The following is a 13,603-nucleotide window of genomic DNA, read 5'->3' as shown; positions in this document are numbered from 1 at the left end:
CAGGGACGAGAGCGGCGGGTATGGACGAGGCACGGGCGAGGAACGTACTGGCGGCAGCGGGCCTGACCGGGGGCGCGCCCGGGGCGGCGGTCCTCCTCGCGCTCGGCGAGAACGCGGTCTTCGCCGTCGGCGACCTGGTGGTGAAGGTGGGCCGGGAGGCGGCGCTGCTGGAGCGGGCCGAGCGGGAACTCATGGTGGCCGGCTGGTTCGCCGCGTCCGGGATCCCGGCGGTCCGCGCGGCCGAGCCGAAGCCGCGGCTGGTGGACGGGCACCCGCTGACCCTGTGGCACCGGCTCCCGGACGCGGTGCGTCCGGCGGGGCCAAGGGATCTGGCGGCGCTGCTGCGTCTCGTGCACGCCCTGCCCGAGCCGCCGTTCGCCCTGCCCGCGCGGGACCTGCTGGACGGGGTCGAGCGCTGGCTGCGGCTGGCGGGGGACGCCGTCGACCCGGCCGACGCGGCCTGTCTGCGGGCCCGCCGGGACGCCTACGCCGGTGAGCTGGCGGCCCTGACCCCGCGGCTGCCCCCGGGCCCGGTGCACGGCGACGCCCTGCCCCGCAACGTCCACGTGGGCCCCGACGGCCCGGCCCTGGTCGACCTGGAGACCGTGTCGGCCGATCTGCGCGAGCACGACCTGGTGGTGATGGCGCTCTCGCGCGACCGGTACGGCATGCCCGCCGAGGAGTACGAGGCCTTCGTGACGGCGTACGGGTGGGACGTCCGCGACTGGGAGGGCTGCGCGGTCCTGCGCGGCGCCCGGGAGACGGCCAGCTGCGCCTGGGTCGCTCAGCACGCCCCGGCCAACCCGAGGGCCCTGGCCGAATTCCGTCGCCGCGTGGCCTCCTTCAGGGAGGGCGACCGGGAAACGCAGTGGCATTCCTTCTAGTGCTGTGGCCGGGAAGGTTTGCCGGGTCGCGGCGTCCGGCGCCGTGCATCTCCCTCAGTTACCGCTGGGAGGTGCCCCCGGGCGGAGGGCCGCCCGTGTACGGGACGTACTCGGGCGCGCCCGACCACCTGGACGGAGTCCGGGGGATGAGGTGCCGTGCCAGGCGTCGCGCGGCAGGCGGGACTTCGCGGACACGGCCCAGGGAGGTCTAGGCCGGGACCAGGCCCCGCAGTGGCCAGGCCTCGTCGATCACCGCGTCCGGGGTGCCCTGGCGGCGCAGGTACGACTGGAAGTCCCGGGCCCAGCGTGCGTGCCAGGTGCTCTGCCGCGCGTGCAGGTCGGCCGGGGTGAGAGCGGCCACCTCCGGATGCCGCTCGGCTATCGCCCGGGCCACCTGGACCGCGGCCAGTGCGTCCGCCCCGGCGTCGTGCGCGTCGTCGAGGGTGACCCCGTACACCCCGCAGACCGCCTCCAGGGTCCGCTTGCCCCGCCGGTAGCGGTCCACGGCCCGGTCGATGGTCAGCGGGTCCACCACCGGCCCGGTCTGTGCCCCGCCCAGCCGGTCGGCCAGTGAGGGCAGCCCGTGCCGGGCCAGCTCGGCCGTCAGCAGGGTCAGGTCGAAGGCCGCGTTGTACGCGACCACCACCGCGCCGGCGCGCCAGTGGCCGACCAGGGACTCGGCGACCTCGTCCGCGACCTCGCGCACCGGGCGCCCCTCGGCGACCGCGCGCTCCGTGCTGATCCCGTGGATCGCCGAGGCTCCTTCGGGGATCGGTATCCCCGGGTCCGCGAGCCAGCCGCGCCGCTCGTGCACCGCTCCGGCCCGCACCTCGACCAGGGCCGCCGTCACGATCCGCGATTCCCCCGGCTCCGTGCCGGTCGTCTCCAGGTCGAATCCGATCAGCACACCGCCGTGCCAGTCCCCCATGCCGTGCCAGTCCTCCACCCCGTGCCCCTCCCCCGTACGACGCCTTCGGTCAACGGGTTTCAGCCTGCCACGGGCCACTGACAGCCAGGCGGCCGGGGCCGCCGGGGCCGCCCGGGCGTTGATCGGATGCCCAGGGTCAGCCATCCGAAGGTCTGCCGATAGGCCCGGCCCAGCAGCGCGCGGCCGCGCAGGCCGGCCCGCCAGGCGAACACCGACGCGAGCAGGTGGACGACCGCGACGGGCCCGCCGACCCACAGGGCTGCGGCCGCCGGCGTCCCGAACCAGCCGACGACCACGGCGGCGACGAGCGCCGCGCACAGTCCTGTGTGCCCTTCGCCCGTATCGAAGCGGAACAACTCCGCCCGGGCCGCCCGGTCCACCCTCAGCCCCGCCTCGTACCGTTCCCGTGCCTTCTCCGGATCCGCGTACTTTCCCTCGGGCCATGGCTCCGGCACCGTTCCCCGCCCCCTCGCAGGTCGTGCCCCGCAGGTCGTGCCCCGTTGCTCGTACCCCGTGTCAGGACACCGGCCGGGAGTCCTCCCACATCGACTCGAACTCTTCGCGGTACGTCGTGAACAGCCCGTGCTCCGCGTCCTTCGGCACCCCGCGACCGCCGCCCCGCAGCACCAGGACGGGCGACTCCATGCCGCGCGCCCGGCGCAGGTAGGACTGGACCACCGCGATGCCGGAGGACTGCCCCTCCACCAGGTAGGCGGTGAACCGCGGGGTCTCGTCGAAGACGTGGATCTCGAAGCGGGAGGGGTCCCGCAGACCCGCCCGGACCCGGCGGACGTGCAGGATGTTCATCTCCACCGAGCGGCTCAGCTCGCCCTTGCGCAGCCCCAGTTCCCGCTCGCGCCGCTTCACGGCGCTGCTCGCCGGGTTCAGGAACAGCAGCCGCACCCGGCACCCGGCCTCGGTGAGCCGGACGAGTCTTCGGCCCGAGAAGTTCTGGACCAGCAGGTTGAGCCCTATGCCGATGGCGTCGAGCCGGCGCGCGCCCCCGAAGAGGTCCTCGGCCGGGAGCTGGCGCTGCAGCCGTACCCGGTCGGGGTGGACCGAGATGACGTCCGCGTACCGGTCGCCCACCAGGTCTTCGACGGCGTCGATGGGCAGCCGCTCCGCGGAGGGGCTGCCGGAGACCCCGCCCAGTACCTCCAGCAGGCGCGCCGAGGCCCGCTCCGCCTGCTCCAGCACGGGCCGGGACAGCGCCCGGTTGCGGGATACGACGTTGCGGGTGACCTCCAGCTCGTCCAGGGCCAGCTCGATCTCGCGCCGGTCGTCGAAGTACGGCTCGAAGCACGGCCAGTGCTGGACCATCAGCTCCCGCAGCTGGGGCAGGGTCAGGAAGCTCAGCACGTTGTCGTCGGCGGAGTCGAGCAGGTAGCCCTTGCGCCGGCTGACCTCGCGCACCGCCACGGCCCGCTGCACCCATTCCTGCCCGGCGGGCCCGGCGGCCGCGACGACCCAGTCGTCCGTGCCGTGCACCGGTTCGTAGATCGGCCTGAGCACCGCCCCGACCACCGCGCGCAGCCGCTGTTCGATGAGATTCAGCCAGATGTACGCACGGCCGGCCCGCTGTGCCCGGGTCCGGACCTCGCTCCAGGCCTCCGTGCCCCAGTCCAGCTCCACGCCGGTCCCCGCGTTCCCGGCCGTCGCCGGTCCGCCCGCCAGGGAGACCGCCCCGGCCGGGATCCCCGCGGGTGTCCCGCCGGGGACACCCCCTGGGGCGTCCGCCGGGCCACCCTCGTGACTGCTGTCACCAGGGGGCAGCTCCAGACCTCCCGAGCTCACCCGTGCACCGCCTTCTGCGTCTGGACGCCCGTCTCCAGTGATCACGGAAGGGTACTCCGCGCACACGGCCCGGTGCAGCCCGACGGCCCGTACGGGGGTGGTCCGTTGACCCATTATCCGATGCACAGACAGTCCGCTGACCCGCATATCGGCTCTGCGGGTCACCCGGTAGGACCCCTCCCAAGTCCGCGCTTGCGGCCCCTCTTTCGGGGAAGATCTGGCAGGGACTTGGGTCCACGCCGGGTCAGCCGGGACAGCCGGGACATCTTCGGGCAACGAGGGAAGAGTCGTTATCTATGCAGGTCTGGCCGGGACAGGCGTATCCGCTGGGTGCCACGTACGACGGCGCCGGCACCAATTTCGCGGTCTACTCGGAGGCCGCCCGACGCATCGAGCTGTGTCTCCTGCACGACGACGGGTCGGAATCGGCCGTGGAGCTGCGCGAGACGGACGCCTTCGTCCGCCACGCGTACCTGCCCGGCGTCATGCCGGGCCAGCGCTACGGATTCCGGGTGCACGGCCCGTACGAGCCCGAGCGCGGCCGGCGCTGCAACGCGGCGAAGCTGCTGCTGGACCCGTACGCGCGGGCCATCAGCGGCCGGGTCAGCTGGAACGAGGCGGTGTACGGCTACCACTTCGGCCGCCCGGACTCGCGCAACGACCTGGACTCCGCCCCGCACACGATGAGCTCGGTGGTGGTGAACCCGTACTTCGACTGGGCCAACGACCGGCCGCCGCGCCACGAGTACCACCACACCGTGCTGTACGAGGCCCACGTCAAGGGTCTGACCATGCACCATCCGGACCTCCCCGAGGAGCTGCGCGGCACCTACGGGGCGCTGGCGCACCCGGCGGTCATCGGCCACCTCGCCAAGCTCGGGGTGACGGCGCTGGAGCTGATGCCGGTCCACCAGTTCGTCAACGACCACCGGCTGGTCAACGACGGGCTGAGCAACTACTGGGGCTACAACACCATCGGTTTCTTCGCCCCGCACAACGGCTATGCCTCGGGTGACCGCGGCCAGCAGGTGCTGGAGTTCAAGTCGGCGGTCCGGGCCCTGCACGAGGCCGGCATCGAGGTGATCCTCGACGTGGTCTACAACCACACCGCCGAGGGGAACCACCTGGGCCCGACGCTGTCCTTCCGGGGGCTGGACAACGCCTCGTACTACCGGCTGGCGGACGATCCGCGCCACTACATGGACACCACCGGCACCGGGAACTCGCTGCTGATGCGCTCCCCGCACGTGCTCCAGCTGATCATGGACTCGCTGCGCTACTGGGTCACCGAGATGCACGTGGACGGCTTCCGCTTCGACCTGGCGGCGACGCTGGCCCGTCAGTTCCACGAGGTGGACCGGCTGTCCTCGTTCTTCGACCTGGTCCAGCAGGATCCGGTGGTCAGCCAGGTGAAGCTGATCGCGGAGCCCTGGGACCTGGGCGAGGGCGGCTACCAGGTGGGCAATTTCCCGCCGCTGTGGACCGAGTGGAACGGCAAGTACCGGGACACCGTACGGGACCTGTGGCGCGGGCAGCCGCGCACGCTCGCGGAGTTCGCGGGGCGGCTGACGGGCTCCTCGGACCTCTACCAGGACGACGGGCGGCGCCCGCTGGCGTCGATCAACTTCACCACCTGCCACGACGGTTTCACCCTGAACGACCTGGTCTCGTACGACGAGAAGCACAACGAGGCCAACCGGGAGGGCAATCGGGACGGCGAGACCCACAACCGCTCCTGGAACTGCGGTGTGGAGGGGCCCACCGAGGATCCGGAGATCCTGGAGCTGCGCGAACGCCAGATGCGCAATTTCACGGCGACCCTGATGCTGTCGCAGGGGGTGCCGATGCTCAGCCACGGCGACGAGTTCGGCCGCACCCAGCAGGGGAACAACAACGCCTACTGCCAGGACAACGAGTTGAGCTGGGTGGGCTGGCCGGAGCCCGGCAAACCGGCGCCGTCCCTGCTGGAGTTCACCCGGCGGATGGTGTGGCTGCGCCGCGACCACCCGGTCTTCCGGCGGCGCCGGTTCTTCCACGGGCGGCCGGTGGAGGGCACGCACGACGAGCTCTCCGACATCGCCTGGTTCACCCCGCACGGAGAGGAGATGCGGGCGCGGGACTGGCAGGCGCAGCACGCGAAGGCGCTGACCGTCTTCCTCAACGGGGAGGCGATCTCCGAGCCGGGCACCCGCGGGGAACGGATCACGGACGACTCGTTCCTGCTGATGTTCAACGCGGGTGCGGAACCTCAGGACTTCACCGTTCCGGCGGGGCACGGCGCGCAGTGGCGGCTGGTGGTGGACACGGCGCGGGCGGACGTACTGCCACCCGGCACCGGGCCGCAGTTCGCGGCCGGTGACCGGGTGGCGCTGACGGGGCGGTGCCTGGTGGTGCTTCAGCGCCCGGCGTAGGCGGCGCCGGCGCCGCTCCCGTCCGTCGCCGCCGGGGAGGTGCCGGTCCGCGGGCCGGGGATGCTCGCCCCGGCGGTGTGCGTCCGGGCGGCGGGCACCTTGGTGACGAGGGCGAGGAGCAGGCAGAGCGCGGCCGCCCCGACGGCCACGGCGAAGGCCCCGGCGGGGCCGTACGCCTCGGCGAGGCGCCCGCAGACGACGAGGGCGGTGGCCTGCCCGGCCACCAGGCAGCTGGCGGCGAAGGCCATCGAGGTGGAGAGCCGGGCCGGTTCCACGGCCCGCTCGGTGAGCGCGAACGCGGTGATCAGGTGGGGTGCGTAGGCGGCACCCAGCACGGTGACGACGGCGTACAGCGGCCACAGGCTGTCGGTGAACAGCAGGGGCACCGAGAGCACCAGGGCCGCTCCGGTCGCCACCCGCCAGCGCAGCCGCAGCCCGAAGCGGGCGGGCAGCGCGCCGAGCGAGATGCCGACGACCGCGCTGACGACGCCCATGGCGGAGTAGACGACGGCGGCCTGGTCGGGGACGCCGAGCCGGATGGTGAGCGCGGTGATGCCCGCCTGGCAGGCGCCGAACATCGCGCCCTGGAGGGCGAGGGAGCCGCGTACGGCGTGGACCACGCCGGGCGGCCGGACCCGGCTTTCCGGGCGCCGGTCGCGCACCGCACCCGACCCGGCCGTCACGGCGGCGGTCGGGTGCAGCGCGTAGACGGTGCCGAAGACGGCGACGAGGCCGGCCGCGCCGGCGAGGGCGACGGCCGGGTGCGCGAGGAGAGCGGCGAGTCCGACGAGGGCGGGTCCGAAGACGAAGGAGACCTCGTCCAGGGTGCCTTCGAGCGCGTGGACGGCGCCGACGACGCTCTCGTCGGACTTGGCCCGGTGCGCCAGGGCCACCGAGCGGGTGCGGGCGAGCGGTCCGATCAGCGGTACGGAGGCGCCGGTGAGGGCGCCGATCGCGGCGAGCGGGACGGTGGCCAGGTGCGTGAGCGCCCCGGCGACGAGGGCGGCGGTGGCCACGGCGTTGACGGCGGCCGCGGCCAGGACCACCGGGCGCTGCCCGTGGCGGTCGGCGAGCCAGCCGAGGACGGGCCCGAAGAGGACCTGTCCGATGGAGAGGGCGCCGCCGACCGTGCCGGCGGTGGCGAGGGATCCGCTGGTCTGGGCGACCAGCAGGAAGCTGCCGAACTGGGACATCGCGACGGGCAGTCGGGCGAGGAAAGAGACGAGCGGAAGTAGGGGCCCGGTCAGGGCGATGACTTTTCGATAGGTGCTGACGGTTCCAACCACTTGATCAACGTTAACCCGGCGCAGTCACTCGGATGCATTGGGTAATGGCACGGAATCCGGCAGGTTGGGTACGTACGTTCTCATGAGCCAGCCGCACGCGACCCCCGAATCGGAATCTGACGTTCCGACACCAGTCACTCCGACGTCGACCTACCGCCTCCAGCTGCGCCCGGAGTTCCCCTTCGCGGCGGCCGGGGCAGCCGTACCGTACATCGCCTCGCTCGGCGTGTCGCACCTGCACCTCTCCCCGGTCCTGGAGGCGGTGCCCGGCTCGACGCACGGCTACGACGTCACCGACCACTCCCGCGTGCGGGCCGAACTGGGCGGCGAGCCGGGGCTGCGGGCCCTGGCCGGGGCCGCGCGGGCGCACGGGCTCGGGCTGGTCCTCGACATCGTGCCCAACCACATGGCGGTACCGACCCCGCTGCGGCTGAACCGGCCCCTGTGGGAGGTGCTGCGGGAGGGCCCCGGCTCGCCGTACGCCCGCTGGTTCGACATCGACTGGGAGGCGGGCGGCGGGCAGGTGCTGCTGCCGGTGCTGGCCGGGCCGGTGGAGTCCTGCGAGCTGTGGGCCGACGGCGAGGTGCTGCGCTACGGGGAGCAGCAGTTCCCGCTGAGGGAAGGGACCTCGGGGCTGGCGCTGCCCGAGCTGCTCGCCGCGCAGTGGTACCGGCCGGCCTGGTGGCGCGAAGCCCGTACCTCGCTCAACTACCGGCGTTTCTTCACCATTTCGGAGCTCATCGGGGTCCGGGTGGAGGACCCGGAGGTGTTCACGGCCACCCATGCGAAGGTGCTGGAGCTGGTCCGGGACGGGGTGGCGGACGGGCTGCGGATCGACCACGTCGACGGCTTGGCGGACCCGGAGCAGTACCTGCGGCGGCTGCGGGCGGCGGCGGGCGACGGCTGCTGGGTGGTGGTCGAGAAGATCCTGGCCCGCGAGGAGCGGCTGCCGTCCGCCTGGCCGGTGGCGGGGACCACCGGCTACGACGCCCTGCACCGGGTGGACGGGGTGTTCACCGACCCCGAGGGCGCCGCCGAGCTGGCGGCCCGGTACGGGGAGACCACCGGGCTGCCCCGCTGGCCGGAGGCGGCACGGTCCGCCGCCCGGGAGGTGCTGACCAGTGACCTGGCCGCCGAACTGGGGGCGCTGGAACGGCAGGCCGGACCGGAACTCGCCTCGGCCGTACGGGAGTTGCTGATCGCCTTCCCCGTCTACCGGCCCTACCCCGGGGAGCCGGAGCTGCCCCCGCGGGCCCTGGAGCAGGCGGCCGCGGCGGCCGGTACGGACGCGGTGGCCGCCGTACGGGAGCTGCTGCTGCGGGATCCGGCCTTCGCCGCCCGCTTCGCCCAGACCTCGGCGGCCCTGCGCGCCAAGTCCCTGGAGGACCGGGCCTTCTACCGGTACGCGCCGCTGTTGTCGGCCACCGAGGTCGGCGGGGAGCCGGGGAGGCCGGCGGTGTCGGCGGCGGAGTTCCACGCGTACTGCGCCGCCCTGGCCCAGGAGTGGCCCGCGGCCGGGACGGTCCTGTCCACGCACGACACCAAGCGCAGCGCGGACGTCCGCGCCCGGATCGCGGCGCTGTCCCAGGCGCCGGAGCTGATGGGGCGCCCCGAAGGGCCCGACCCCCAGCTGGCCTGGGTGGCCCGGCAGACCGCGCTGGGGCTCGGCCGGGTCCCCGAGGCCGGGCCGCGGCTGGCCGACGCACTGCTCAAGGCGGTCCGCGAGGCGGCCCTGCACACCAGCTGGACCGAACGGGACGAGGAGTACGAGGCGGGCGTGGCCGGATACGTCCGCGCCCCGCTCGACCTCCCGGCGGAACTGGCCGGGGCGGCCCGCGCGAACCTCCTCGGCATGACCCTGCTGCACCTGGCGATGCCGGGGGTCCCGGAGGTCTACCAGGGCGCGGAGACGGAGTACCGGGCCCTGGTGGACCCCGACAACCGGCGTCCGGCCCACTTCCCCCGCCGGGCACTGGCCCGGCTGGACACGGGGGCCGCCCCCGGGGACCCGGCCGAGGAGAAGCTGGGGCTCACGGCCACCCTGCTGCGGCTGCGCCGGGACCGGCCGGAGCTCTTCCGTGGCTACGCACCGGTCCTCGCACGGGGCCCGGCCGCCGACCATCTGCTGGCCTTCACCCGGGCCCCCGGACTGCTGGTGGCGGCCACCCGGCTCTCCCACCGGCTGACCGCGTCGGGCGGCTGGCGGGACACCCGCCTGCACCTGCCTCCCGGCACCTGGACCCGCTTCGCCCCCTTCTCCCCCCGCGCGGACTCCCCCGTGTCGCACAGCGGCCCGGCCGAGGTGGCCGCCCTGCTGGACGGCCACCCGGTGGGTGTCTGGCTGCGCCGGTGATCCGGCGGAGCCGGGGGCCGTCCGCCACTCAGTGCGGCGGACGGCCGGGGCAGCCCGGATCCGGCGTGACCTGAGCACCGGCACCGGCACCGGCACCGATCAGCTCCGCGAAGGCCGCCGCGGCTCCGGTCAGCGGGACCCGGGAGAAGACCGCCAGGGGCCGGTGCCACGGCGGGTCGAGGGAGAGCAGGACGCAGTCCTCGCCGACGGCGCCGCGGACCATGTGGGCCGGGGCCATGACGACGCCCACCCCGGCGGCCGCCATCCGTACCGCCGTCGAGGTGTGCTCCGTACGCAGCACCGTGTGCGGGGTGAAACCGAGCGCCCCGCACGCCCGGTCGAGCACGAGGACGCCGTCGACCAGGGGTTCCATCGCGCAGCGGACCCAGTCGCGGTGGGCGAGTTCGGCGAGGGCTACGGCCGTGCGGCCGGCCAGCGGATCGTCGAAGGGGACGACGATGACCAGCTCCTCCCGGCCGATCCGCAGCAGCGGCCCCGGCCAGCCCGCGGGCTCCGGGCCCACCGCGAGGTCGGCGACGCCCCGTTCCAGCTGCTCCTCCAGTGCCTCGGTGCTGCCGTACTCCCGCAGCACCAGGGACACCCCTGGATGCCGGGACCGCCAGCGGGCGGCGACGCCCGGGAGCAGGCCGACGGCCAGCGCGTGCACGGTGGCGATGTGCAGTTCGCCGCCGGCCACCCCCGCTGCGGCGCGGGCGGCCCGCTCGGCCTGACGGGCGCTGCGGACGGCGAGCTGCGCGTGCGGGAGGAAGGCCCGGCCCATCGGGGTGAGCCGGACCCCGCGCGGCATCCGCTCCAGCAGCGCGCCGCCCACGGACCGCTCCAGGGCCTTGACCTGGTGGGACAGGGCGGGCTGCGTGACGTGCAGACCGTCCGCGGCGCGCGTGAAGGAGGACTCCTCCACGACGGCCAGGAAGTACTCCATCTGGCGCAGGCTCATGACCTCGAAGCATAAAGATCCTGCATGAACTTCAGAAGATCATTTCCTTGGACTTGACCCAACGGGCGGTGGAGGCTGGCGACATGACCAACGACAGCGCAGTGGATGTGATCGTGATCGGTGGCGGTACGGGCGGCTACAGCACCGCCCTGCGCGCCTCGGCCCTGGGCCTGAGCGTCCTGCTCGCGGAACGCGACAAGGTCGGCGGGACCTGCCTGCACCGGGGCTGCATCCCCAGCAAGGCCATGCTGCACGCGGCGGAACTCGTCGACGGCATAGCCGAGGCGCGCGAGCGCTGGGGGGTCCGGGCGAGCGTGGAGTCGGTCGACTGGTCGGCCCTGACCGCCACCCGCGACGACATCGTCTCCCGCAACCACAAGGGGGTGGAGGGGCACTTGGAGCACGCGGGGGTGCGGGTGGTGCGCAGCGGCGTCCGGTTGACGGGGCCGCGCTCGGTACGGACCGCGGACGGGCGGGAGTTCACCGCCACCCGGGGGATCGTGCTGGCCACCGGGTCCCGGCCGCGTACCCTGCCCGGCCTGGAACCCGACGGCCACACGGTGGTGACCAGTGACGACGCGCTGTTCGCGCCCGGCCTGCCCGCTTCGGTGCTGGTGCTGGGCGGCGGGGCGATCGGGGTGGAGTACGCGTCCTTCCACCGATCCATGGGCGCCGAGGTGACCCTGGTCGAGGCCGCGGACCGGCTGGTCCCGCTGGAGGACGCGGATGTGTCCCGGCACCTGGCGCGGGGCCTGAAGAAGCGCGGGATCGACGTGCAGACCGGGGCCCGGCTGGAGGAGGCCGGGCGGCTCGCCTCCGGCGGCGTCCGGGCCACCGTGCGCACCGCGCGCGGGGAGCTGCGGGAGATCGGGGCGGAGCGCCTGCTGGTGGCCGTCGGGCGGGTCCCGGTGACCGACGGCCTGGACCTCGCGGCGGCCGGACTGGCCACCGACGGACGGGGGTTCGTGGCCCCGGCCGACTGGTCCCGGCTGGAGACCGCCGTCCCGGGGATCCACGTGGTGGGCGACCTGCTGCCGCCGCCCTCGCTCGGGCTGGCGCACGCCTCCTTCGCGGAGGGCCTGCTGGTCGCGGAAACCCTGGCCGGGGTGGCCGGCGCGCCGGTGGACTACGCGGCGGTGCCGCGGGTGACCTACTCGGCCCCGCAGACCGCCGCCGTCGGGCTGACGGAGGCCCAGGCGCGCGAGGCGGCGTACGACGTGGTGGTGAACACGATGCCGCTGACCGCCGTGGCCAAGGGCATGGTGCACGGGCAGGGCGGCACGGTGAAGGTGGTCGCCGAGCGGGACGGGCGGGTGCTCGGCGTGCACCTGGTGGGGCCGCACGTGTCGGAGATGATCGCGGAGAGCCAGCTGATCGTGGGCTGGGACGCGGAACCGGGCGATGTGGCACGGCACGTCCACGCCCACCCGACGCTGTCGGAGGCGGTCGGGGAGGCATTCCTCAGCCTGGCGGGCCGCGGACTGCACCAGCAGTAGCCCGGCGGCCCCGGGCAGCGGCCCCGGGGCCGGGCCCGCCGGTGTCGGGCCCCTGGGCCTTGGCCAGGGGTTTCACCCTCGATTCGGGGAACTGCGGGGCCCGCGGAGCAGTAGGCGGCGGGCCCTGCGGGCATGGCATCCCTTGTGACTCTCCTCCGTGACATGCGCTACCCCACACCGCGGGAACTCGGGCTCGCCGCCCGCGCTCTGGCGGACGAACACCCCGGCGAGGCCCGGCTCCGCCAGGCCGGCACCTCCCGGGCCGGACAGCCGCTCTGGGTGCTGTCCGTCGCCGCGACCGGCGGCGCCCCGCGCGGGGCCGACCGCAACGTCCTCGTCGTCGCCGGGGCGCACGCCAACGAGCCCGTCGGCGGCGCCACCGCCCTCTCGCTCGCCCGGCGCGTCCTCGACGACCCGGCGCCGCGGGCCGGCTGCGGCTGGCACTTCCTGCTCTGTGCCGACCCGGACGGCGCGGACCTGCACCGCACCCCCCACCCCTACTCGCTGCTGGACTACCACCGGAACTTCTTCCGGCCGCCCGGCCCCGAACAGCCCGAGTGGGCGCCGTCCTTACTGCCCCCGGACCGGCTGCCGCCCGAGACCCTGGCCCTGATGGCGCTCATCGACGAACTGCGGCCCGTCCTGCAGGTCTCCCTGCACGCCACCGACCTCGGCGGCTCCTGGGTGCAGCTCACCCGGGACGTACCCGGCCTCGCCGAGCCGTTCGCCAAATCGGCCGCCGAGCTGCGCATCCCGGTGGAGAACGGCGCCTCGGACGCGGCCGGCTGGCCCTCCCCCGGGCCCGGGATCTTCGTGATCCCGCAGCCGGGCAGCGAGGCCGCCGGGGCCTTCCACCCGGAGGACACCCGGCTGAGCACCTGGTACCACGCCCACCGCTACTCCGGCACGACCGCCATCGTCGAAGTCCCCATGTGGGCCTCCGACCTGGTGGACGATCCGGCCCCGCACCCCGACCCGCGCGGCGCCCTGCGGATGCTGGCCGAGCGGCTCACCACGGACGCCGCGCTCGTCGCCTCGGTCCGCGCCGGCGCCGACGTACGGCCGGGTCCGCCGTACGAGGACGAGGACGAGGGTCCGGCCGCGGCGCCCCTGCTGCGCGCGGTGGACTGGACGCTCGCGCTGATCCCCCGGATCGCCGCCGAGTGGACGGCCGGGGCTCCCGAAGAGGCCACGGCGGCGTACATCGCCAGCATCGACGCCTTCGGGCGGCGGCTGTCGCTGCGCGCCGCCGCGATGCTGCTACGGGTGCTGCGCGCCCAGCGGCATCCGGCGGCGCCCGGGCTGGACCGGCTGGTCACCGGGTGGTGCGAGGACTTCGCGGCCCGTTTCGGGGCCCGCTGGGTCCCGGTGGCCACCCAGGTGGAACACCAGTCCCGGACCGTCCTGGCCGCCTACGACCGCCTCGTCGCGGCCGGCCGGGACGAGGACGAGCGGGCCGGCTGAGCGGGCCGGGTCGGCGGGCGGGCTGAGCT

10 protein-coding genes are annotated in these 13,603 nt (G+C 74.4%); 5 read left to right on the top strand and 5 right to left on the bottom strand.

Annotated elements, in window-relative coordinates:
• Positions 1-20: 20 nt before the first annotated feature.
• The gene (locus tag ACFY0D_RS15450) at positions 21-884 is read left to right on the top strand and encodes a phosphotransferase enzyme family protein (protein WP_390798797.1); all 864 of its coding nucleotides are present in this window, start codon (positions 21-23) and stop codon (positions 882-884) included.
• A gap of 208 nt (positions 885-1,092) precedes the next feature.
• On the opposite strand, the gene ACFY0D_RS15445 is transcribed toward ACFY0D_RS15450, so the two are convergent.
• From ACFY0D_RS15445 to ACFY0D_RS15435, 3 genes are all read right to left on the bottom strand, one after another.
• Positions 1,093-1,812 carry a 3'-5' exonuclease gene (locus tag ACFY0D_RS15445; RefSeq protein WP_390798827.1) on the bottom strand — a complete coding sequence of 240 codons (720 nt, stop codon included), beginning with the start codon at positions 1,810-1,812 and terminating at the stop codon, positions 1,093-1,095.
• A gap of 59 nt (positions 1,813-1,871) precedes the next feature.
• On the bottom strand, positions 1,872-2,267 hold the full coding sequence (locus ACFY0D_RS15440) for a hypothetical protein (protein ID WP_390798796.1): 396 nt from the start codon (positions 2,265-2,267) through the stop codon (positions 1,872-1,874).
• Positions 2,268-2,328: 61 nt separating this feature from the next.
• The gene (locus tag ACFY0D_RS15435; protein WP_301365406.1) at positions 2,329-3,606 is read right to left on the bottom strand and encodes an SAV2148 family HEPN domain-containing protein; all 1,278 of its coding nucleotides are present in this window, start codon (positions 3,604-3,606) and stop codon (positions 2,329-2,331) included.
• A 296-nt stretch (positions 3,607-3,902) separates the two neighbouring features.
• On the opposite strand from ACFY0D_RS15435, the gene glgX reads away from it, so the two are divergent.
• Positions 3,903-6,017: a glycogen debranching protein GlgX gene (glgX, locus tag ACFY0D_RS15430; RefSeq protein WP_390798795.1), complete on the top strand. Its 2,115-nt coding sequence runs from the start codon at positions 3,903-3,905 to the stop codon at positions 6,015-6,017.
• On the opposite strand, the gene ACFY0D_RS15425 is transcribed toward glgX, so the two are convergent.
• Entirely contained in the window at positions 6,002-7,303 is a 1,302-nt protein-coding gene (locus tag ACFY0D_RS15425) for an MFS transporter (RefSeq protein WP_390798794.1), read from the bottom strand. The two genes, glgX and ACFY0D_RS15425, sit on opposite strands and share 16 nt — an antisense overlap.
• Before the next feature lie 82 nt (positions 7,304-7,385).
• Between ACFY0D_RS15425 and treY the strand changes: the two genes are divergently transcribed.
• Positions 7,386-9,656, top strand: coding sequence for a malto-oligosyltrehalose synthase (gene treY, locus ACFY0D_RS15420; protein ID WP_390798793.1), 2,271 nt, complete (start codon positions 7,386-7,388; stop codon positions 9,654-9,656).
• Between the two features lie 28 nt (positions 9,657-9,684).
• Here the strand turns inward: treY and ACFY0D_RS15415 are convergent, their stop codons facing one another.
• Entirely contained in the window at positions 9,685-10,614 is a 930-nt protein-coding gene (locus tag ACFY0D_RS15415; RefSeq protein WP_390798792.1) for a LysR family transcriptional regulator, read from the bottom strand.
• A gap of 83 nt (positions 10,615-10,697) precedes the next feature.
• On the opposite strand from ACFY0D_RS15415, the gene lpdA reads away from it, so the two are divergent.
• Together lpdA and ACFY0D_RS15405 are read left to right on the top strand one after the other, a co-directional pair.
• Positions 10,698-12,110, top strand: a complete 1,413-nt coding sequence (lpdA, locus tag ACFY0D_RS15410; RefSeq protein WP_390798791.1) for a dihydrolipoyl dehydrogenase — start codon at positions 10,698-10,700, stop codon at positions 12,108-12,110.
• Positions 12,111-12,254: 144 nt separating this feature from the next.
• Positions 12,255-13,574 (top strand): M14 family zinc carboxypeptidase, encoded by a 1,320-nt coding sequence (locus tag ACFY0D_RS15405; RefSeq protein WP_390798826.1) that lies wholly within the window; start codon positions 12,255-12,257, stop codon positions 13,572-13,574.
• The last annotated feature ends 29 nt before the right edge of the window (positions 13,575-13,603 follow it).

It is taken from the genome of Streptomyces sp. NPDC001502, from assembly GCF_042894785.1.
GTDB classification, from domain to species: domain Bacteria; phylum Actinomycetota; class Actinomycetes; order Streptomycetales; family Streptomycetaceae; genus Streptomyces; species Streptomyces kutzneri.
The sequence above is the reverse complement of the archived record's forward strand: the minus strand, read 5'-3'. Positions and strand labels throughout refer to the sequence as shown.

Bases quoted from the DNA above. Each gene is read 5' to 3' on its own strand.
- ACFY0D_RS15450 (WP_390798797.1), top strand. From the start codon at position 21: ATGGACGAGGCACGGGCGAGGAACGTACTGGCGGCAGCGGGCCTGACC.
- ACFY0D_RS15445 (WP_390798827.1), bottom strand. From the start codon at position 1,812: ATGGGGGACTGGCACGGCGGTGTGCTGATCGGATTCGACCTGGAGACG.
- glgX (WP_390798795.1), top strand. From the start codon at position 3,903: ATGCAGGTCTGGCCGGGACAGGCGTATCCGCTGGGTGCCACGTACGAC.
- treY (WP_390798793.1), top strand. From the start codon at position 7,386: ATGAGCCAGCCGCACGCGACCCCCGAATCGGAATCTGACGTTCCGACA.
- ACFY0D_RS15415 (WP_390798792.1), bottom strand. From the start codon at position 10,614: ATGAGCCTGCGCCAGATGGAGTACTTCCTGGCCGTCGTGGAGGAGTCC.
- lpdA (WP_390798791.1), top strand. From the start codon at position 10,698: ATGACCAACGACAGCGCAGTGGATGTGATCGTGATCGGTGGCGGTACG.